The sequence below is a fragment of the Kitasatospora sp. NPDC042419 genome, from assembly GCF_056437345.1.
The window spans coordinates 102,947-124,888 of record NZ_JBWKAW010000022.1; the positions used below are offsets into that span (position 1 = coordinate 102,947).

Sequence of the window (21,942 nt, forward strand, 5' to 3'; positions counted from 1 at the left end):
CGGCACCGGATCAAAGCGGCCCGGAGGCGAGCGGGCGACAGTACAGCCGACGACACGTGTCGCGGGACACACGAGGAGATGCACCCGTCGGGCCTGGGCAGGTTGGTTACCGGCGGGTAGCATGACGGTGAAGCAGCGCCGCTCACGTTCCCTCGTGCGACGGACGGCGGCAGCCTGCCCACCTCAACCTGTTGGTCCCTGGGAGGAGAAGCCCCCGTGCCTCGTACCGCGAGGGACGTCGTCTTCGTCGATGGCGTCCGCACCCCGTTCGGCAAGGCCGGCCCGAAGGGCATCTACCACGAGACGCGCGCCGACGACCTCGTCGTCAAGTGCATCCGGGAGCTCGTTCGCCGGAACCCGAGCCTGCCCGTCGAGCGCATCGACGAGGTCGCCATCGCGGCCACCACGCAGATCGGCGACCAGGGTCTGACCATCGGCCGCACCGCCGCGCTGCTGTCCGGCCTGCCGAAGTCCGTCCCCGGCTACTCGATCGACCGCATGTGTGCCGGCGCGCTGACCGCCGTCACCGCGACCGCCGGCGGCATCGCCTTCGGCGCGTACGACGTGGTCGTGGCCGGCGGCGTCGAGCACATGGGCCGCCACCCGATGGGCGAGGGCGTCGACCCGAACCCGCGCTTCGTCTCCGAGAAGCTCGTCGACGAGTCCGCCCTGTTCATGGGCATGACCGCGGAGAACCTGCACGACCGGTTCCCGCACATCACCAAGGAGCGCTGCGACGCGTACGCCGTGCGCTCGCAGGAGAAGGCCGCCAAGGCGTACGCCAACGGCGACATCCAGCCCGACCTGGTGCCGATCTCGATCCGCAACACCAACCCCGAGGTCGGCGAGACCGGCTGGGGCCTGGCCACCGTGGACGAGCCGCTGCGCCCGGGCACCACGATGGAGAACCTGGCGGGTCTCAAGACTCCGTTCCGCCCGCACGGCAACATCACCGCGGGCAACTCGGCCGGTCTGAACGACGGCGCCACCGCCTCGCTGCTGGCCGCCGAGGACGTGGCCGAGGAGCTGGGCCTGCCGGTCAAGATGCGCCTGGTCTCGTACGCCTTCGCGGGCGTCGAGCCCGAGGTCATGGGCATCGGCCCGGTGCCGGCCACCGAGAAGGCGCTGGCCAAGGCCGGTCTGACCATCGACGACATCCAGGCCTTCGAGGTCAACGAGGCCTTCGCCGTCCAGGTGCTGGCCTTCCTGGACCACTACGGCATCGCGGACGACGACGAGCGGGTCAACCCGTTCGGCGGCGCGATCGCCTTCGGCCACCCGCTGGCCTCCTCCGGCGTGCGCCTGATGAACCAGCTGGCCCGCCGCTTCGAGCAGCGCCCGGACGTCCGCTACGGCCTCACCACGATGTGCATCGGCTTCGGCATGGGCGGCACCATCATCTGGGAGAACCCGCACTTCGAGGGTGGTAAGTGACCATGAGCACCACGACTGAGCTGCTGACCCGCGGCGCCGAGCTCTTCCCCGGCGAGGTCGTCACCACCGCGCACGTCCGCCACCTGGACCTGCCGCTGCAGGCCGGCCGGCTGGCCCTGATCACCCTCGACAACGGCTTCGACCACACCAAGCCGACCACCTTCGGCCCGGGCTCGCTGCTCAAGCTGAGCGCGGCGCTGGACCAGGTCGAGGCGGAGGCCGCCGCGGGCACCATCGTCGGTGCCGCGATCACCGGCAAGCCGTTCATCTTCGCGGTCGGCGCCGACCTCAAGGGCGTCGAGCTGCTCAAGGAGCACGCGGACGCGCTGGCCATCGGCAAGGGCGGCCACGAGGTCTTCAAGCGGATCGCCGCGCTGTCCGTCCCGACCTTCGCGTTCTACAACGGCGCGGCGATGGGCGGCGGCGTCGAGGTCGGCCTGCACTGCGACTACCGCACGGTGTCCGCGGGCGTCCCGGCGTTCTCGCTGCCCGAGGTCTTCCTCGGCCTCGTCCCCGGCTGGGGCGGCTGCACCGTCCTGCCGAACCTGATCGGCCCGGCGAAGGCCGTCAAGGTCATCATCGAGAACTCGATGGCGCAGAACAAGCAGCTCAAGGGCAAGGACGTGTTCGAGCTGGGGATCGCCGACGCGATCTTCGAGCCGGCCGACTTCCTGGAGCAGTCGCTGCTCTGGGCGGCCCGCGTCCTCAAGGGCGACGTGACCGTCGAGCGCGAGGAGATCGACCGCGGCAAGGCCTGGGACGACGCCGTCGCCTGGGGCCGTCTGGTCGCCGACGCCAAGGTGCACGGTGCGGCCCCCGCCGCCTACCGGGCGCTGGACATCATCGCCCAGGTCAAGGACCAGGACCTGCAGGCCGGTTTCGACGCCGAGGACGCGGCCCTGGCCGACCTCATCATGGGCGGCGAGCTGCGCAGCGGCATCTACGCCTTCAACCTGGTGCAGCGCCGGGCCAAGCGCCCGGTCGGCGCGCCGGACAAGTCGCTGGCCCGCCCGGTCACCAAGGTCGGCGTCGTCGGTGCCGGTCTGATGGCCTCGCAGCTGGCGCTGCTGTTCGCCCGCCGTCTGGAGGTGCCGGTGGTCCTCACCGACATCGACCAGGAGCGCATCGACAAGGGTGTGGGCTACGTCCACGCCGAGATCGACAAGCTGCTCGGCAAGGGCCGGATCGGCAACGACAAGGCCAACCGCCTCAAGGGCCTGGTCACCGGCTCGCTCGACAAGGCCGCCGGCTTCTCCGACGCGGACTTCGTGATCGAGGCCGTGTTCGAGGAGATGGGCGTCAAGCAGACCGTCTTCGCGGACCTGGAGAACGTGGTCTCGCCGACCTGCGTGCTGGCGACCAACACCTCCTCCCTCTCGGTCACCGAGATGGCCTCGAAGCTGAAGCACCCCGAGCGGGTCGTCGGCTTCCACTTCTTCAACCCGGTCGCGATCCTGCCGCTGCTGGAGATCGTCCGCGGCGAGCAGACCGACGACGCCTCGCTGGCCACCGCCTTCGGCGTCTCGAAGAAGCTGAAGAAGACCTCGGTGCTGGTCAAGGACGCCCCGGCGTTCGTGGTGAACCGGATCCTGACCCGCTTCATGGGCGAGATCCAGAACATCATCGACGAGGGCACCCCGATCGCCACCGTCGAGAAGGGCGTCGAGCCGCTCGGCCTGCCGATGTCCCCGATCGTGCTGCTGGAGCTGGTCGGCCCGGCCATCGCGCTGCACGTCTCGGAGACCCTGCACGGTGCCTTCCCGGAGCGGTTCACCGTCTCCGAGAACCTCGGCAAGGTGGTCAAGGCCGGCAAGCGCGGCTTCTACACCTGGGTCGACGGCAAGCAGGTCCTCGACCCCGAGGTGCTGGAGCTGCTCTCCTTCGGCGACACCGTGCTGACCGAGGAGCAGGTGCTCGCCCGCTCGCTGGAGGCCGTCGCGCAGGAGATCGGCCTCATGCTGGAGGAAGGTGTCGTCGCCGAGGCGCAGGACATCGACCTCTGCATGATCACCGGCGCCGGCTGGCCCTTCCACCTGGGCGGGATCACCCCGTACCTGGACCGTGAGGGCATCTCGGAGCGCGTGAACGGCAAGCGCTTCCTCGCCCCGGGCCTGGCCTCCGTGCCTGCCTGAGGATGAACGGCGGAGCCCCGGTGACCGATGGATCGGTCACCGGGGCTCTTTCGCTTGCCGGGGCTGTTTCGCGGGGGCCTGCGCGTGCGGGTTCTCCCGCGGGTGCGACGGGCCGGGCCGCCACTGTCCCGTCCCGGCCCGGCCCGTCGCGGGCCTGGAAGGGGCGCAGAGGGCGCTCGGACCGGCGCGGGGCTCCTGGGGGCGCACGCCGGTCCGAGCGGGGCGCAGGGGCCCGTGCAGCGGCCGGGGGTCAGCGCTTGAGGCGGTAGACCACCGTGTCGGCGAAGACGCCGACCATCTCGTAGTGGGTGTCCAGCAGGGCTTCGATCTTCGGGATCATGCCGGGCTGGTACGGCGCGAGGCCGGAGTCGTCCACCACGACCTCGGGCAGGCCCTTGGCGATCTCCTGGTCGAACGTCTGCCAGGCGTTGTCCACGGAGAACTGCTCGCCGACGTTGGGGCTGCTGTCCTTGCCGCCGCTGTAGTTGGTCAGGAAGCCGGCGGTCAGGTACCGGGTGGCGGGCTTGCGGTCGGCCAGCCAGTACAGCTCCGGGTGCATGCCCCAGACCAGCACGGTGTCCTTGGGCGTGGTCTGCGCGGCGACCGCCGTGGCGACCTCGGTGGTGCGGTCGAGCCGCTCCCCCGGCCAGGCCAGGGCCAGGCCCCAGAAGACCGTCGCGGCGGCCGTGGTGTACACCAGGACCGGCTTCCAGCGGACCGCCGAGGTGGCGACCGCCCCGGTGCCCAGCAGCACCAGCGGGGGCATCAGCTGCAGGTAGTAGTGGCCGAAGAAGTGGAAGCCCACGCTGACCGCGACGACCGAGGAGAGCAGCCAGACCCAGAGGTCGGTGGTGGAGCCGTGCTCCTCCCCGGCGACGGGCAGCGGGCGGTGGCGGTACTTCAGCCAGAGCCGGCGGCCGACCGGCAGCAGGAAGCCGAGCCCGGCCCCGAGCAGGATCGCCGAGTTGCCGAGCGCCCGGCCGACCATCTGCAGCCAGGCGCCGCCGGCCGAGGCGTAGTCGCCGCTCCCGGTGACCACCCAGAAGAGGAAGCCCTTGGGCTTGGTGAGGATGACCGCGACCAGCGCTATCGGCAGCGTGAAGCCGAAGCCGATCTTGAACATCGCGGGCAGCCAGCGGACCCCGCGCCGGCGCGCGTCCTGGAAGAGCATCCAGAGCACCACCAGCAGCACCGCGCCGCCGGTCTGCTTGGTCAGCGAGCAGAGCGCGACCGCGATGCCCGCCGCCAGCCAGCGCCGCCGCTCGGCGTACCGGAAGGCGGCCACCATCGCGGGCAGCATGAAGACCTCGAAGGTCGCCGCCTGGGTGTCCTCCGGGGAGAGCCCGATGGAGACCAGCAGGTAGAGCAGCCCGGCTCCGGCGCCCGCCCGGTTGCCCCAGCGGCCGCGGGCGATCGAGGCCAGCAGGATCGCGGTGACCAGGTGGGCGACCACCGCCAGGGTGCGCAGCGGCCAGAGCGAGGCGGAGCCGAAGACCGCGAAGGAGGCCTGGTAGAGCCAGGGCAGCAGCGGGGGCTTGCGGTCGACCACGGTGTCGTACAGGACCCCGCCGTCCGCGAGCATCCGGGCCTGGGTGGCGAGGAAGCCCTCGTCGGGGCTCCACACCGGCCGGACGAAGGACGGGATGTGGGTGGCGAGCGCGACCACGGCCAACAACGGCACCAGCCGCGTCCAGTAGCCGGTGCGGACGCGCTCCCAGCCTTCGGCCGGGGGTACCCCCAAGGGCAGGCGCTCGACGAGCGCGTTCAGACGGGATCGGGTGGGGGTCGGCACGGATGACAACCTACCGGGCGGGATCGGCGCCGGAAGCGCCGGTCCCGCCTTTCGGTGCGATTATCAGCCTGATGCGTACCCGATCCGTGCCGAACTGTTGCCCGGCTGTCGCAATCGGACGGCCGAGGCGGGCCTAGGCAGCCGGGCCGGGGTGGCCGGGTGGCCGGGCCGGAGTGGCCCGGCGCCGGCCGGCAGCGGTCAGGCCTCGACGGTGGCCACGTCCAGCCGGGAGACCAGCGCGGTCACCCGGCGGGCGATGTCCGGAGCGGTGAGGCCGATCTCGGCGAGGATCTCCGGCCGCGAGGCGTGGTCCAGGAACTGCTGCGGGATGCCGAAGTCGCGCAGCGGCAGGTCCACGTCGGCGTCGCGCAGCGCCTGGGCGATCGCCGCGCCGACGCCGCCGACCCGGCCGCTGTCCTCGACCGTGACGACCACGCGGTGCTCGGCGGCCAGGCCGGGCAGGGCCGGGTCGACCGGCTTGACCCAGCGCGGGTCCACCACGGTGGCGGTGATGCCCTGCGCGGCCAGCAGGTCGGCCACCTCCAGGCACATCGGGGCCAGCGCGCCGACCGAGACGATCAGCACGTCGGCGCGGCGGCCGTCGGCCGCCTCCCCGGTGCCCGGCGCCGCCTCGCGCAGCACGTCCATGCCGCCGACCCGGCCGACCGCCGGAACGGCGGGACCGACCGTGCCCTTGGAGTAGCGGACCACGGTCGGGGCGTCCTTGACCTCGACCGCCTCGCGCAGCTGGGCGCGCACCTGGTCGGCGTCGCGCGGCGCGGCGAGCCGCAGGCCCGGGACGACCTGCAGGATCGACATGTCCCACATGCCGTTGTGCGAGGCGCCGTCGGTGCCGGTGACACCCGCCCGGTCCAGCACGAAGGTGACGCCCAGCTTGTGCAGCGCGACGTCCATCAGCACCTGGTCGAAGGCGCGGTTCAGGAAGGTCGCGTACACCGCGAAGACCGGGTGCAGGCCGCCGGTGGCCAGGCCGGCGGCGCTGGTGACGGCGTGCTGCTCGGCGATGCCGACGTCGAAGATGCGGTCCGGGAAGGCCTGGGCGAACGGGGCCAGGCCGACCGGGTGGAGCATCGCGGCGGTGATGCCGACGATGTCCTCGCGCTCGTGGCCGAGGGCCACCATCTCCTCGGCGAAGACCGAGGTCCAGTCCTTGCCCGCGCTCTTGATCGGCAGGCCGGTCTCCGGGTGGATCACGCCGACCGCGTGGAAGCGGTCCTCGTCGTTGTTCTCGGCGGCGTGGTAGCCGCGGCCCTTCTCGGTCAGGCAGTGCACGATCACCGGGCCGCCGAAGCCGCGCGCCTTGGTGAGGGCGGACTCCAGGGCGGTGAGGTCGTGGCCGTCGATCGGGCCGATGTACTTGAGGCCGAGGTCCTCGAACATGCCCTGCGGGGCGATGAAGTCCTTCAGGCCCTTCTTGGCGCCGTGCAGGGTCTCGAAGAGCTGCTGGCCAACCACGGGGGTGCGCTGCAGCGCGTCCTTGCCCCAGGAGAGGAACCGCTCGTAGCCCTGCGTGGTGCGCAGCGTGGCGAGGTGGTTGGCCAGGCCGCCGATGGTCGGCGAGTAGGAGCGCTCGTTGTCGTTGACGACGATGACGACCGGGCGGTCCTTGGCGTCGGCGATGTTGTTGAGCGCCTCCCAGGCCATGCCGCCGGTGAGCGCGCCGTCACCGATCACGGCCACCACCGGGTCGTGCTTGCCGAGCAGCTCGTTGGCCTTGGCCAGGCCGTCCGCGTAGGAGAGCACGGTGGAGGCGTGCGAGTTCTCGATCACGTCGTGCTCGGACTCGGCGCGGGACGGGTAGCCGGAGAGGCCGCCCTTGGTCCGCAGCTGCGAGAAGTCCTGGCGGCCGGTGAGCAGCTTGTGGACGTAGCTCTGGTGGCCGGTGTCGAAGAGGATGCGGTCGCGCGGCGAGTCGAAGATCCGGTGCAGCGCGATGGTCAGCTCCACCACGCCGAGGTTGGGGCCGAGGTGGCCGCCCGTCTTGGAGACCTCCGTCACCAGGAAGGTCCGGATCTCCTGGGCCAGGGTGGCCAGCTGTCCGGGCGTGAGCCGGTCGAGATCGCGCGGTCCCCGAATGCGGGTCAGCAGGGCCACCCGTTCCTCCTCGTTCAGTGTTCGCGGACCGCGGGGGTCCGACGGGCGTCGCTGCCCGGTGCGGCAGCACTCCCCGCCCCTTCGCGGTCGGTGCCGACCGGTCGAGTCTAATGTCCGGCTACCGGACACCGGGCGGGGCGTCCGGTGCCACCGGCCGGTACACGCCAGTCACCTCGACGGTCACTCTTTCGGGTGAACTGTGGAAACCGGCGTGTCGGCACGCCCGGAGAGGTCCGCGGCGCGCCGTGGCCGCCCGGCCCGGGCCGGAGGGCTCAGGGGCGGGCGGTGGCGGCCTGGGTCGGGCGGCCGAGCGCGCCGGAGTCGCCCATCTCGCTCATGACCAGCGCGAGCGCGCCCAGCACCTCGGCCCGGCCGCCCAGCGTGCCGGGGACGACCGAGAGCTGGCGGGCGGCGCTGGGGATGGCGTAACGGGCCACCGAGTCCCGGATCGGGGCCAGCACCAGCTCGCCGGCCTCGGCGAGGTCGCCGCCGAGGATCACCCGGCGGGGGTTGAGCAGGTTGCAGAGGGTCGCCACACCGGTGCCGATCTGCCGGCCCGCGTCGGCGATCACCCGGCGGCAGCCGAGGTCGCCCTGGTGGGCCAGCTCGACCACCCGGGGCAGCGAGAGCTCCGGGCCGAGGGTCGGGGTGAGCAGGTTGAGCAGGTAGCGCGAGCCGACGAAGGTCTCCAGACAGCCCCGGTTGCCGCAGCGGCAGACCGGGCCGGCCTCGTCCAGGGTGATGTGGCCGATCTCTCCGGCGGTGCCGCCCGGGCCGCGGTAGATCTGCCCGTTCACCACCAGGCCGGCGCCGACACCGCTGGCCACCTTGATGTAGGCGAGGTCGCTCAGACCGCGGCCGGCGCCCCAGACCAGCTCGCCGAGCGCGCCGAGGTTGGCGTCGTTGTCGACGTGCACCGGCATGCCGAGCCGCTGGGCCAGCTCGCGGCCCGGGGCGATCCCGGTCCAGCCGGGCAGGATCGCGGTCGAGCCCAGCGCGCCGGTCTCCACGTCGATCGGGCCGGGGACGCCGAGGCCCACGCCGATCACCTTCTCCGGGCGGAAGCCGGCCTGCGCGAGGAGCCGCTCGACCAGGGCCTCGGCGTGGTCGAAGCCCTGCGCGGCGGAGACGTCGACGTCGATCGGGGCGCTCTCCTCGGCGAGCACCCGGTGGGCGAGGTTGCCGACCGCGACCCTCAGGTGAGTGTGGCCGAAATCGATCCCCACCACGATGCCCGCGTCGCCGCTGAGCGAGACGCTGCGGGCGCGCCGTCCGCCCGAGGAGGTGTCGGCCACCACGACGGTGCCGCTCTCCTTCAGTTCCCGGACGATGTTGGACACGGTGGCCGCCGAGAGTCCGGTGCCACGGGCGATCTCGGCCTGGGTCAGCGAGCCGGCCATCCGCACCGCGCGGAGCACCCGCTCCAGGTTGGCGCGGTGCAGTGAGGACTGCGAGCCCGGTGTGTCCGACGACATGATCCACCCTCCCAAGGGCGCGGGGACCCCTCCGCCGGGCGTCCCTTTTCAAGTCCTGAAGCCTAGGCCCTGCGAGGAGGGGACGGAGCGGTCACCGGTGAAGGAGGAGGAGCGGCGCCGGGGTCGGGGGCGGACCCGGGACAGGTGAGGACTCCGGAGAGAGACCGGGGAGAGCCTGGGAAGAGGCCGGGGAGAGACCGGGGGGAGGCCGGGGAGAGTGCGGGAAGGTGACGCCCGGACACCTGCGGAGCGGGCCCCGCGGGCGGCCCCCCGACCGGTCCGACCCCAGGTCAGGACGGCGGTGCACGGGGTTGCGGGCGCCAGGGACCGTCCGAAAACCGTCCCCCCGTACGATGGTGCCCAATCTCACCCGTCCCACCGGCCGCGACGTGAACCGGCCGGGGGGCGCTTCCAGACATGACGGGGCATCAGATGGCAGGGGATCACCCTACGCCGGGGGCAGGCGACACGCCCGGCGGCGGTCAGGACAACCGGGGCGTCTCGCTCGGGCGCAAGCCCGGCGGCGCGGACCCGGCGGCCGTGGCGGACCAGCAGACACAGCTCGGCGGGTCGGCGGTGCCCGGGCAGGCCGCGCCGCCCGCACCGGCCGGCGCACCCCCGGCACCGGGCATGCCGCCGGCCCAGCCCCCGGGCCAGCCGGCCGCGGGCCAGGGCTACGCCTACGCGCCCACCGCTCCCGCCTTCCCCGCGCAGGGCCCCCCGCAGGGTCCGCCGCCGGGCGCCCCGGTCGGCCCGTACGACCCGGCCCAGCAGGCGTTCGGGGCCGCCCCGAACGCCGGGCAGCCCTACGGCTACGCGGCCCCGCCGCCCGCCGACGGCGGCGGCGCCGGGTACGGCTACCCGCAGCAGGGCGGCTACGGCTTCCCCGGCGCTCCGGCGCCGACCCCGCCGAAGCAGCGCAACCCGGTGATGATCTGGGGCGGCATCATCGGCGGCGTGCTGGCGATCGCCATCGTCGCCGCGCTGATCGTGCTGGTCACCGACAACAAGAAGAAGGACGACCCGCCGGCCGCGACCGGCGGCACCAGCGGCGAGGTGACCGGCGGCGCCACCGGCGGGACGACCACCTCCCCCACCACCGGCGCCACCACCGGCACCACCGGCGGCCCGACCACCGGCGGCGGTGGCGGCAAGGCCGGCGCGTACAACCTTGCCTGGGCCGCCGAGAAGCCGGCCAACGCGGCCAGCGGCTCGCGACTGCTCGCCATCTGGGGTGCCGAGAAGACCGCGGTGCGCGTCGACACCACCAGCATCCGGGGCATCAACACGGCCGACGGCAAGGAGAGCTGGAACATCCCGGTGCCGGCCGGCACCAAGGAGTTCTGCACAGCCTCGTACAGCACCAACTCCAAGCACATCGCCGCGATCTCGCTGAACACCGGTGACAGCGACTGCTCCACCATCGCCGCGGTCGACGTCGCCGCCGGCAAGCTCCTCTGGACCGTCAAGGTCGGCCAGCAGCGGATGTCCTCCCCGTCGCTGACCGTCACCGACAAGGTCGTCGGCATCGGCGCCAACATGGCCGGCGCGATCAACATCACCGACGGCTCCGCCGTCTGGGCGTTCCAGCCGCGCGACAAGGACTGCAGCGTCTACGGCACCGCCGCCGGCGCCCAGATCGTGGTCACCGACCGCTGCTACGGCCTCAACGCCACCGTCAAGTCGCAGCTGGTGGTCGTCGAGACGGACAGCGGCAAGGTCACCTCGCCCGCGGCGCTCCCGCTCAGCGGCACCATCGAGCGGGTCGACAAGGTCCTCTCGGACCAGCCGCTGGTGGTGCTGGTCACCAACGGTCCGAACGGCGACTACATCCTGCCGTTCGACAAGACCAACAAGGCGGCCAACCCGATGTCGGTCAAGGAGCCCGGCTACGACAGCCTGCGGCTCAGCGGCCAGTCCGACGCGTTCAGCCTGAACGTCGTCAACGGCACCACCCTGTACGTCCAGACCAACCCGACCAAGCCGGCGATCAACGCGTACGACCTGAACACCGGCAAGCGGCTCTGGTCCACCACCGGCGACGCCAAGGACGGGCTGCGACTGGTCTCCGGCACGGACAAGGAGGGCAAGGTCCGGGCCATCCTGGACATGGGCTACGGCAAGGACGCCAAGCTGGTGTCGCTCTCGCCCACCGACGGCGCGGTGACCGAGCTCGGCACCATCATCGAGAGCAAGAACGTCGACCTGAACATCAGCCTCAGCCTCACCGAGTTCGTGATGCAGTCCGACGGCTCGCTGTACGGCTTCGGGCGCAACAGCTCCGACGCCCCGGTGGCCAAGTACGTCAAGAAGTGACGCCGGACCGGTGGTGACACCGGTTCCGTGCCGGGCCGGACGGTGGTGACACCGTCCCGTCCGGCGGGACGGGCGGGGCGGGGGTGGTCCACGGACCACCCCCGCCCCGCCCTCGTCGTACCCGCTCCGGCTCCGCCCCGGCCCTGCTCCGGCCCGCGTCCCGGCTTGCCCGCGCCCTGCCCCGGCCGCCGTCCCGGCCGCCCCCGGGCATATTCCTCCGAGCCCGTAAGTCGGGCATGGCAGGATGCCAGGCATCAGCCCGACGAAGGAGTCCTGCGAGTGCCCGGCACCAACCTGACCCGCGAGGAGGCCCGCACCCGGGCCGACCTCCTGCACGTGGACGCGTACGACATCGAGCTCGACCTGAGCTCTGCCCGAGAGGGGGGCACGTTCCGGTCCACCACCGTGGTCCGGTTCACCGCCACCACGCCCGGCGCGGCCACCTTCATCGACCTCGTGGCCCCGCGCGTGGAGGAGATCGTCCTCAACGGCGAGCGGCTCGACAACGCCAACTTCGCCGACAGCCGGATCACGCTGCCCGGCCTCGCCGCCGAGAACGAGCTGCGGATCGTCGCCGACTGCGCCTACACCAACACCGGTGAGGGCCTGCACCGGTTCGTCGACCCCGTCGACGGCGAGACCTACCTGTACACCCAGTTCGAGGTGCCGGACGCCCGCCGGGTCTTCGCCTCCTTCGAACAGCCCGACCTCAAGGCCGCGTTCACCTTCACCGTGACCGCGCCCACCGGCTGGGTCGTGGTCTCCAACTCCCCCACCCCCGAGCCCGAGGGCGAGGGCGACACCCAGGTCTGGCGGTTCGAGCCGACCGGCCGGATCTCCTCCTACATCACCGCGCTCGTCGCCGGCCCGTACGTCGGCGTCTTCGACGCGTACGAGAACGGCGACCAGAAGGTGCCGCTGGGCATCTACTGCCGCCCCTCGCTGCGCGAGTTCCTGGACGCCGAGGCGATCTTCGAGGTCACCAAGCAGGGCTTCGACTACTTCCAGGAGAAGTTCGACTTCCCCTACCCCTTCGCCAAGTACGACCAGCTGTTCGTCCCGGAGTTCAACGCCGGCGCGATGGAGAACGCCGGCGCCGTCACCCTGCGCGACCAGTACGTGTTCCGGTCCAAGGTGACCGACGCCGCGTACGAGGCGCGGGCCGCCACGATCCTGCACGAGCTCGCCCACATGTGGTTCGGCGACCTCGTCACCATGGAGTGGTGGAACGACCTCTGGCTGAACGAGTCGTTCGCCACCTTCGCCGAGGCCGTCTGCCAGGCCGAGGCCCCCGGCTCGAAGTGGCCCAACTCCTGGACCACCTTCGCCAACCAGATGAAGACCTGGGCGTACCGGCAGGACCAGCTGCCGTCCACCCACCCGATCATGGCCGAGATCAACGACCTGGAGGACGTCCAGGTCAACTTCGACGGCATCACCTACGCCAAGGGCGCCTCGGTGCTCAAGCAGCTGGTGGCCTACGTCGGCCAGGACGCCTTCTTCGAGGGCGTGCGCGCCTACTTCAAGCGGCACGCCTGGGGCAACACCCGGCTCGGCGACCTGCTCGGCGCCCTGGAGGAGGCCAGCGGCCGCGACCTCAAGGCCTGGTCCACCGCCTGGCTGGAGACCGCCGGCATCAACGTGCTGCGCCCCGCCCTCACGATCAACACCGACGGCGAGATCGAGTCCTTCGCCGTCCTCCAGGAGGCCCCCGCGCTGCCCGCCGGCGCCAAGGGCGAGGCCGTGCTCCGCCCGCACCGGATCGCCATCGGCCTCTACGAGCTGAACGACGGCGCGCTCGTCCGCACCGACCGGATCGAGCTCGACGTCGACGGCCCGCGCACCGAGGTGCCCGAGCTCACCGGCCGGCACCGCCCGGCCGTCATCCTGCTCAACGACGACGACCTCTCGTACGCGAAGGTCCGGCTCGACGAGGACTCGCTGGCCGTCGTCACCGAGCACCTCGGCGGGTTCCCCGACTCGCTGCCGCGCGCCCTGTGCTGGGCCTCCGCCTGGGACATGACCCGCGACGGCGAACTGGCCGCCCGCGACTACCTGACGCTCGCCCTCTCCGGCCTCCAGCAGGAGACCGACATCGGGGTCGTCCAGTCCGTGCAGCGCCAGGTCAGGGCCGCCCTCGACGCCTACGCCGACCCGGCCTGGCGCGAGCAGGGCCTGGCCCGCTGGGCCGAGGCCGCCGAGGAGCGGCTGCGCACCGCCGAGGCCGGCAGCGACCACCAGCTGGCCTGGGCCCGCGTGCTGGCCTCCGTCGCCCGGACCGACGGTCAGCTCGGCCTGATCGCCGGACTGCTGGACGGCACCGCCGAGATCGCCGGCCTGGCCGTCGACACCGAGCTGCGCTGGACCCTGCTGGGCCGGCTCGCCGCCACCGGCCGCGCCGACGAGGCCGCGATCGAGGCCGAACTCGCCCGCGACAACACCGCGGCCGGCCAGGAGCACGCCGCCAGCTGCCGGGCCGCCCGGCCGACCGCCGAGGCCAAGGCCGAGGCCTGGGCCTCCGTGGTGGAGTCGGACACGCTCACCAACTACGTGCAGGCGGCCGTGATCGGCGGCTTCCAGCAGCCCGACCAGCGGGAGCTGCTGGCGCCGTACGTGGCGAAGTACTTCGCCGCGGTCAAGGGCGTCTGGGAGGACCGCAGCCACGAGATCTCGCAGCAGATCATCGGGGGCCTGTACCCGGGTCTGCTGGTCGAGCAGGCGACGCTGGACGCCACCGACGCCTGGCTGGCGTCGGCCGAGCCGGCGCCGTCGCTGCGGCGGCAGGTCGTCGAGGCGCGGGCCGGGGTGGAGCGGGCGCTGAAGGCGCAGGCCGCCGACCGGGCGGCGGGGGCGCGGGGCTGACGTCCCGGCGCCGCGGACCCGCCGTCCTGCTGCCCGCTCCTCGCCCCCTGCTCCCGGTGTGATCCGGGGGTAGGGGGCGGGGGCAGGGGCGGGGTGCGCGGGGTGCGCGGGTGGCTCCGGCGGTCCGGTTCGAGCCGTTCCGGCGGTTCGAGCGAGGGTGGACCGGGCGGGGCCGACGGGTGCGTGTCCGCCCGGCCCGGGAACGCCCGAGGGGGCGTCGGACGTGGTCCGGCGCCCCCTCGGGGTCTGTGCTGGGCTCCGTGGGCGGAGGGCCCTCGGCTACTTCTTCTCCTTGCCGCCGCCGTACGGCAGCGCGGCCAGGGCGGCGATGATCACGAAGGACGCGATCGGGATCACCACGAACAGACCGATGGTCTGGGCGACGCTCAGGCCGCTACCCGGGTCGTCGCCGTCGTCCCTGGTGAGGGCCATGGCGGGCGACGACAGCAGCATCATCAGCGTGACCGTTGCGGTGACCGCGCCGGCTCGCAAAGCGTTCCTCTTGTCCACGATGCCAACTTACCCGCCACTTACGCGGGACCGCTCGGCGGGGTCGGCCTTTCGGGCCGCGGCCCGGCCCGGTGCCCGACGGTCCGCAGCAGGTCGGCCAGGGCACCCGCGGCCGGGGCGGCGGCCAGCGCGTCCAGGGTGACCGGGGCGCCGGACCCGTCCGCGACCGGGAGCCGCCAGTTCGGGTACTGGTCCCAGGTGCCCGGCAGGTTCTGCGGACGCGGGTCGCCCACCACGTCCGGCAGCCAGACCCCCACCAGCTCCGCCGGGGTGTCCGCCAGGAACCGGTACAGCGCGGCCGCCGACAACGCCTCGCCCTCCTCCAGCAGCCCCAGCCGGGCCAGCTCGGCGCGCCAGTCGGCCAGCTCGGCCGCCGCCTCCGCCTGCTCCTCCCCGAGCGGCCTGGCCAGCAGCCCGAGCCGGTGCCGCAGCTCCACGTGCTCGCCCGAGAGCCGGGCGGCCGTCGACGGCAGGTCGTGCGTGGTCAGCGTCGCCAGGCTGCCCGGACGCCAGCGCCCGGGCGGCAGGATCTCGCCCTTCGCCTGCCAGTCCCGCTCGAACCACAGCACCGACGTCCCCAGCACACCGCGCGCCGCCAGCTCCTCGCGCACACCGGGCTCCACCGTGCCCAGGTCCTCGCCGACCACCGCCGTGCCGGCCCGGTGCGCCTCCAGCGCCAGCACCCCGAGCATCGCCTCGGCGTCGTAGCGCACGTACGCGCCCTCGGTCGGCGAGTGCCCGGACGGCACCCACCAGAGCCGGAACAGGCCCATCACGTGGTCGATCCGGATCGCCCCGGCGTGCCGGGCGGCCGAGCGGAGCAGCTCCGCGAACGGCGCGTAGCCGGCCTCCGCCAACGCGTCCGGGCGCCACGGCGGCAGGCCCCAGTCCTGGCCGTGGGCGTTGAAGGCGTCCGGGGGCGCGCCGACCGAGATGCCGGTGGCGAGGACGTCCTGCAGCGCCCAGGCGTCGGCGCCGTCCGGGTGGACACCGACCGCGAGGTCGTGCACCAGACCCACCGGCATGCCGGCGGTGCGGGCCGCCTGCTGGGCGTGCGCGAGCTGCTGGTCGACCTGCCAGGCCAGCCAGCGGTGGAAGCCGACCCGGTCGGCGGACTCGGCGGCCTCGCGGACGACGTGCGGGGAGTCCGGGTGGCGCAGGCCCTTCGGCCAGGAGTGCCAGTCGGGGCCGTGCTTCTCGGCCAGGGCGTTCCAGACCGCGTACCGCTCCAGCCACGCGCCCTCGCGGGCCCGGAACGCCTCGAAGGCCGCCCGGCGGACCGCGCCGCGCTCCGCCGCGTACCGCTCGAACCGCTCGTGGAGCAGCTCCAGGGCGCGGCGCTTGAGCGCCCAGACCTCGTCACGGTCGATCAGGCCGTCGTGCTGCAGCACCTCGGCGCGCAGGCGGGTGGCGCGCAGGCCCAGCTCGTCGGCCTCGGCGCGGTGCTCTCCGGTCAGGTAGGCGTACTCGGGCACCGCCTCGACCCGCAGGTGGACCGGGTCGGCGAAGCGGCGGGACGACGGGCGGTACGGCGAGGGGTCGGACGGGACGGCGGGGAGGGCCGCGTGCAGCGGGTTGATCTGGAGGAAGCCCGCGCCCAGGTCGGCGCCGGCCCACTGGGCGAGGTCGGCGAGGTCCGCGAGGTCGCCCATGCCCCAGGAGCGGTCGGAGAGCACGGAGTACAGCTGGGCGAGGAAGCCCCAGCTGCGACCGGGCAGGGCGGGGAGCCGTTCGGGGGCGACGATCAGATGCGCGGTGCCGGTCCGTGCGGGCGCGGCGGGATGGGAGGGCGTGCCGGTCGCTGCGGGTGTGCCGGGGTGGGAGGGTGCTTCGGGGTGGACGCCCGGTGCTGGAGCTCCGGTCCGTGCCGGGGCTCCGGTCCGTGCCGGGATTCCGCTCCGTGCCGGTGTCTCGGCCCGGAGGATGTGACGGCCGAGCGGCAGGTCCGCGGGCAGCCAGTGGGCGTGGCCGCGCGGCAGGTCCCAGCGGCCGCCGTCCTCCAGCTCGACGGTCAGCCGGGTGTCGGCGGGCACGTCGAGCGCGGTCCGCCGGCCGGCCCGGACCACGATGGTCGGGGGCAGCAGCCGGGTGCGCTGCTCGGCGCGGTGGTGCTCCAGCGCGGCCCGGGCGGCGTCGGGCGTGGCGGCGTCCACGCCGAGCGCGGCGAGCACCGCGACCAGCGTCCGCGCGCCCGCCGGCACTCCTCCGGGCCCGTACCGGGCGTCCACCCCGTACGCCTGCGCCAGCGCCACCAGCTCCGGCGGGGGCGGCGGCGCATCCTGCGCCGGCACCTCCAGGCCGTCGGCTCCGTCACGGTCGAGATAAGCGGCCACTCGCGGCTCCTGCGATGTCTCGGCAACGCCCAGTCAGGACAGCCACAGTCCTACCCGCGTGACACCCCGGCGACCCTGCGCGACACACGCGCCCGGGGGTGGCTGAGGAGCACCGGACCGCTCGGGGGCGCGCACAGGAAGTCGGCTCTGTCGACTTCCTGTGCGCGGGGCAGGCTCCGGCCGACTATGTAGACCGATCGGCATATTCTGTGAAACCGGCCCCGGCGCTCGGGCGCGAGAAGTCGGACAGGCCGACTTCCTGCGCTGAGGGCGCGCTCCTCGGCGCGCCGACGGACCGTCGGCGGACGGCCGACGGACGGCCGACGGACGGCCGACGGACGGCCGACGGACCGCCAGCGGACGGCTCACGGACGGCTCACGGACGGCTGGGGGCCGGTGGGGCGGCGGGGGGCAGGGCTATCTGTAGACCGGTCGACATATTCGGACGCTGCGCCAGGGGCGGCACTTCGCAGGGGAACTGACGATGCGCAGGAAGTCGGCCTGGCCGACTTCCTGCGCGAGGTGAGGACGGGCGCGGGAGTACTATGTAGACCGGTCGACATATTTCCACCGAATGCGGCGCATGCGGACCGTTTCGGTGCGGGGGCGAAGCGTTGAAGTCCGGGGTAAATCGGACAAAGTCGTCATACCCGTCGGCGACGTTGACACCGGGAGGGGTACCTGGTGGGCTTTGGCGCGATGTGGTTCCAGCCTGGCGAGGAGGCTCCTGTGCAAGCCCGAGTGTCCGAGGTAGCCGGGCGGCGGCTGCGTCAGCAGCTGGAGCAGAGTCCGGCACTGCGTGACGTGCTGCAGCACCCGGCGGCCCTCGCGGCTCGCCGGGCGACGGCACGGACCTGCCGGCAGCTGGCGCCGAGGACGGCGGACCGGCTGATCGCGGATCTCAAGGGGACGGCGCCGCTGCTGCAGTCGGTGCGGGCCGAGCGCGCGCTGGCCGCGCGGCCGGGGGCCCCGAGCCGCCGGACGCTGCAGGTGGCGGCGACCCTGTCGGCGGCGGCCGTGGTCGGCGGGCTGCTGGTGAGCGGTCCGGCCGCGTACGCGTACTCGCCGGGGCCGGACGTGGTGAGCACCGCGAGCAGTGCCGCGCAGACCCCGCTGGGCAGTGTGAGCAACCCTCAGGTGTTCCCGCGTCCGCAGGAGCAGGCGGTGGCCGGCAAGCCGGTCGCGGTACCGGACACCGTCACGCTGGTGGTCGCGCCGAAGGCCGACCACGGCGCGGTGGACGCGGTGCGCGAGGTGCTGGCGGTGGCCGGCGCGACCGCGGTGACCCCGCAGCCGGAGCCCGGCACGCCGGTAGCCGGCGGGCTGGTGGTGTACATCGGCGGCCCCGCCGAGGGCGCGGGCGGCGACACCGACCGGGTGCTGCGGGAGCTGGCCGCGGCGGCCGGCCGCACGGACGGCACGGCCCCGAGCACGGCCGGGATGCCGGCCGGCGGGTACGTGCTGTCGGCCGGTCAGCTGCCGGTGCAGGGCGGCGGGACGTACGGTGCGGTCGTGCTGGCCGGCACCGACGCGGCGGGCACCTTCTACGCGGCGCAGTCGCTGCGCCAGCTGCTGGCCGTCGTACCGGCCGGGCAGGGGCAGGCGCCGGGCGCGGCCGGCCTCGGCCTGCCCGGCATCACGCTGCGGGACTGGCCGTCCGGCGCGCCGGTGCGCGGCACCGCCGAGGCGTTCTACGGCACCCCGTGGACCCAGCAGCAGCGGCTGGACCAGCTGGACTTCCTCGGCCGGGCCAAGCAGAACTTCTACCTCTACGCGCCGGGCGACGACGCGTACCGGCTCTCCCGCTGGCGGGACGCCTACCCGCAGGCGAAGGCGGACGACCTGCGGGCGCTGGCCGCCCGGGCCGGGCGCAACCACGTGACGCTCGGGTACGCCGTCGACCCCGGCCAGTCGTTCTGCTACAGCTCCGCGAAGGACGCGGACGCGCTGGTGGCCAAGCTGGACGGGCTGCGGAAGCTCGGGTTCGGCGCGTTCCAGTTGCAGTTCCTGGACGTCTCCTACGACGAGTGGCACTGCTCCGACGACCGCGCCAAGTACGGCACCGGCCCGGCCGCCGCCGCCAAGGCGCAGGCCGAGCTGGTCGGCCGGGTGCAGGAGCGGCTGATCGCCCGCAACCCCGGCCTGGCGGCGCTCTCGGTGGTGCCCACCGAGTACCACCAGCAGGGCGCGACCCCGTACCGGAGCGCGCTGGCGGCGGCGCTGCCGTCCGGTGTGCAGGTCGCCTGGAGCGGGGTCGGGGTGATCCCGGAGCGGATCACGGGCCTCCAGACCGCCGACACCGCGGGCCTGTACGGACACCCGCTGGTCACGATGGACAACTACCCGGTCAACGACGCCACCCCGGACCGGCTCTTCCTCGGCGCCTACACCGGGCGCGACGCCGAGGTGGCGACCCGCTCGGCCGTGATGCTGACCGGTGCGATGCAGCAGCCGGTGGCCTCCCGGATCGCGCTGTCCACCGCCGGCGACTTCGCCTGGAACCCGGTCGGGTACAAGGCGGAGGACTCCTGGCAGGCCGCGCTGCGTTCGCTGGCCGGTCCGAGCGGTGCGGCCTCGACGCCCGCCGGCGCGGCGCTGGCCGCCGTCACCGCGCTGGCCGGCAACAGCGTCTCGTCGCCGCTCGCCAAGCAGGAGTCCGGTTACCTGGTCCCGCTGCTGGAGCGGTTCTGGGCCAGCGCCGAACCGACCTCGGGCGCGGCGCCCGACCTCGCCAAGCTGATAGAGGCGGCCGCCCCGCTGCGGGACGCCTTCGCCGCGATGGCCGGCGCCCAGCAGACCCTCGCCACCACCCCGTCCACCGCCCAGCTGGCCGCCGAGGCCGCCTCCTGGCTGGCGCCGCTGCGCGACTACGGCCTGGCCGGCCAGGCCGCCCTGGACATGCTGCTGGCCCAGCGCGGCGGCGACGGCGGGGCCGCCTGGAAGGCCCGCGTCGAGGTGAACAAGCTCCGCGAGCAGCTCGGCCAGAGCCCGGCGACGGTCGGCGCGGGCGTGCTCGGCCCGTTCCTGGAGCGCGCGCTGCAGGCCGCCGACACCTGGGCCGGCGTGCTCGACGGCGGCGTCACCCCGACCACGACCCTGGGCACCGCGCACGACCACCTGCCCGCGCTGATGACCGACGGCGTCGCCGACACCTTCTACTGGAGCTCGGCGCCGCCGCAGCCCGGCGACTCGGTCGGCCTGGACCTCGGCGGCGGCCGCCCGGTCGGCAGCGTCACCGTGCTGATGGGGTCCTGGGGGAACGGTCCGGACGGCCAGAACGCGCTCGACGACTACATCCGCGACGGCGTGCTGGAGTACTCGACCGGCGAGGGCGGCTGGAAGAAGCTGGCCCAGGTGAAGAACCAGAAGTCCGTCTCCGCGCAGCTGCCCGCCGGGACCGTCGTCCGGGCGGTCCGGCTGCGGGCCACCGCCGCGCAGAAGACCGCGGTGGCGGTGCGCGAGTTCTCGGTCACCGCGCCGGACGAGGCCCCGGCCAGCGTCTCCGGCGGCCCGGCCGCGCTGCCCGGCTCCTCGGCCGCCGCCGTGCTGGACGGCAACCCGGACACCGCCTACCGGGCGGCCACCGCGCCGACCGCCCAGGACGAGCCGCTCACCGTCGAGCTGGGCGCGGCCCGGCCGCTGGACCGGCTGACCATCCTCACCGACCCGGCCGTACGGGCCTCCGCCACCGTCTCGGTGCGGCACGCGGACGGCACCTGGGCGGAGATCGGCACCATACAGCCGGGCTGGAACGAGCTCTCGGCCGGCGGACAGCCCGCCGACGCGTTCCGGCTGGCCTGGAAGCCGGGCGGGGAGCCTCCGGTGGTCAACCAGGTGATCCCCTGGTACGCGGACGCCCCGGCGGCCCGGCTCAGCCTGGCCGACGCGGCGGTCGACGCGGTCATCGGGGAGAGCGCGCCCGTCCAGGCCCGGGCCACCGTCGAGGCGGGCCGGCCGGAGGGCGTGACCGGCGAGCTGCGGACCGAGGTGCCGGCCGTCGCCAAGGGGCTGACCGTGGCGCCCGCGACCGGCGTGACCGTGCCGCGCGGCGGCAAGGTGGGCGTCCCGCTGCTGGTCACGGCCGCGCCGGACACGCCGTCGGGCACGTACCAGGTGCCGGTGGTGTTCGTGACCGGGACGACCAGCGTGCGGCAGGTGCTCCAGGTGCACGTGGTGCCGCCGACCGGCGGACCGGACCTGGCGATCACCGCCGAGGCCACCTCCTCGGGCGACGAGACGTCGAACTTCCCCGCCTCGGCGGTCGCCGACGACGACCCGAAGAGCCGGTGGTCCTCGAAGGCCAGCGACGACGCCTGGGTGCAGCTGGAGCTGCCGAAGGCCACCCACCTGGGCTCCGCGGTGCTGCACTGGCAGGCCGCGTACGCCGCCGCGTACAAGATCCAGGCCTCGGCGGACGGCCGCTCCTGGACCACCGTGGCGACCGTGGAGGACGGCAGGGGCGGCAACGAGACGGTGCGGTTCGACGCGCCGGGGGCCAAGTTCCTGCGGGTGCAGGGGGTGGCCCGGGCCACCAAGTACGGCTACTCGCTCTGGGGCGTCGAGCTGTACGCCGTCGCCGGGGCCTCGGGGGCCACCCCGCCGGTGACGCCTCCCGTCACGCCGCCGGTGACGCCTCCGGCCGGGCAGACCGGCGGTTCGACGGGCGGCCAGCAGGGCGGCGGACAGCAGGGCGGCGGGCAGCAGGCGGGCGGCCAGACCGGCGGGCAGACCGGCGGCCAGACCGGCGGTACGGCGACCACGCCTCCGGCGACGCCGACGCCGTCGGCCACGCCCACCGGGCCGGTGCCGACCCCGTCCGGTTCGGCCGGCGCCCCGACGGGCACGCCGCCGAAGCCGTAACGGCGGGACGGGAGCGGGGCCCGGGCTGAGGACACCTCGGACGACGCGCCGCACGGCTGCACGGACGGCCGCACGGGCGGCGGGCGGCTCCGGCGGGCGGATCCGGTGAGCGG

The 21,942-nt window shown here is 73.8% G+C and carries 10 protein-coding genes; 5 read left to right on the forward strand and 5 right to left on the reverse strand.

Going from position 1 to position 21,942, the window contains the following annotated elements; all coding sequences use genetic code 11:
- The first annotated feature begins 216 nt into the window (after positions 1-216).
- Together AC067J_RS31650 and AC067J_RS31655 are read left to right on the forward strand one after the other, a co-directional pair.
- Complete coding sequence (locus AC067J_RS31650) at positions 217-1,434, forward strand: thiolase family protein (protein ID WP_478305020.1); 1,218 nt, start codon at positions 217-219, stop codon at positions 1,432-1,434.
- A gap of 2 nt (positions 1,435-1,436) precedes the next feature.
- Positions 1,437-3,566 carry a 3-hydroxyacyl-CoA dehydrogenase NAD-binding domain-containing protein gene (locus tag AC067J_RS31655; RefSeq protein WP_478305022.1) on the forward strand — a complete coding sequence of 710 codons (2,130 nt, stop codon included), beginning with the start codon at positions 1,437-1,439 and terminating at the stop codon, positions 3,564-3,566.
- A 250-nt stretch (positions 3,567-3,816) separates the two neighbouring features.
- On the opposite strand, the gene AC067J_RS31660 is transcribed toward AC067J_RS31655, so the two are convergent.
- The 3 genes from AC067J_RS31660 to AC067J_RS31670 form a co-directional block, all read right to left on the reverse strand.
- Positions 3,817-5,358, reverse strand: a complete 1,542-nt coding sequence (locus AC067J_RS31660; protein ID WP_478305024.1) for an ArnT family glycosyltransferase — start codon at positions 5,356-5,358, stop codon at positions 3,817-3,819.
- 198 nt (positions 5,359-5,556) lie between these two features.
- Positions 5,557-7,473: a 1-deoxy-D-xylulose-5-phosphate synthase gene (dxs, locus tag AC067J_RS31665; protein ID WP_478305025.1), complete on the reverse strand. Its 1,917-nt coding sequence runs from the start codon at positions 7,471-7,473 to the stop codon at positions 5,557-5,559.
- A 272-nt stretch (positions 7,474-7,745) separates the two neighbouring features.
- Entirely contained in the window at positions 7,746-8,948 is a 1,203-nt protein-coding gene (locus tag AC067J_RS31670; protein ID WP_478305026.1) for an ROK family transcriptional regulator, read from the reverse strand.
- A gap of 432 nt (positions 8,949-9,380) precedes the next feature.
- On the opposite strand from AC067J_RS31670, the gene AC067J_RS31675 reads away from it, so the two are divergent.
- A complete protein-coding gene (locus tag AC067J_RS31675) occupies positions 9,381-11,264 on the forward strand; it encodes an outer membrane protein assembly factor BamB family protein (protein ID WP_478305028.1) in 1,884 nt (627 codons plus the stop codon).
- Positions 11,265-11,543: 279 nt separating this feature from the next.
- Positions 11,544-14,126, forward strand: a complete 2,583-nt coding sequence (pepN, locus tag AC067J_RS31680) for an aminopeptidase N (protein WP_478305030.1) — start codon at positions 11,544-11,546, stop codon at positions 14,124-14,126.
- A 279-nt stretch (positions 14,127-14,405) separates the two neighbouring features.
- Here pepN and AC067J_RS31685 read toward each other — a convergent pair whose 3' ends face one another.
- A complete protein-coding gene (locus tag AC067J_RS31685) occupies positions 14,406-14,636 on the reverse strand; it encodes a hypothetical protein (RefSeq protein ID WP_327681593.1) in 231 nt (76 codons plus the stop codon).
- A 20-nt stretch (positions 14,637-14,656) separates the two neighbouring features.
- Positions 14,657-16,927 (reverse strand): 4-alpha-glucanotransferase, encoded by a 2,271-nt coding sequence (malQ, locus tag AC067J_RS31690; RefSeq protein WP_478305108.1) that lies wholly within the window; start codon positions 16,925-16,927, stop codon positions 14,657-14,659.
- 771 nt (positions 16,928-17,698) lie between these two features.
- Between malQ and AC067J_RS31695 the strand changes: the two genes are divergently transcribed.
- Positions 17,699-21,829: a beta-N-acetylglucosaminidase domain-containing protein gene (locus tag AC067J_RS31695; RefSeq protein ID WP_478305032.1), complete on the forward strand. Its 4,131-nt coding sequence runs from the start codon at positions 17,699-17,701 to the stop codon at positions 21,827-21,829.
- The last annotated feature ends 113 nt before the right edge of the window (positions 21,830-21,942 follow it).

Excerpts from the sequence above, each read along its gene's own strand:
- AC067J_RS31655 (WP_478305022.1), top strand. The coding sequence starts at position 1,437 with ATGAGCACCACGACTGAGCTGCTGACCCGCGGCGCCGAGCTCTTCCCC.
- AC067J_RS31670 (WP_478305026.1), bottom strand. The coding sequence starts at position 8,948 with ATGTCGTCGGACACACCGGGCTCGCAGTCCTCACTGCACCGCGCCAAC.
- AC067J_RS31675 (WP_478305028.1), top strand. The coding sequence starts at position 9,381 with ATGGCAGGGGATCACCCTACGCCGGGGGCAGGCGACACGCCCGGCGGC.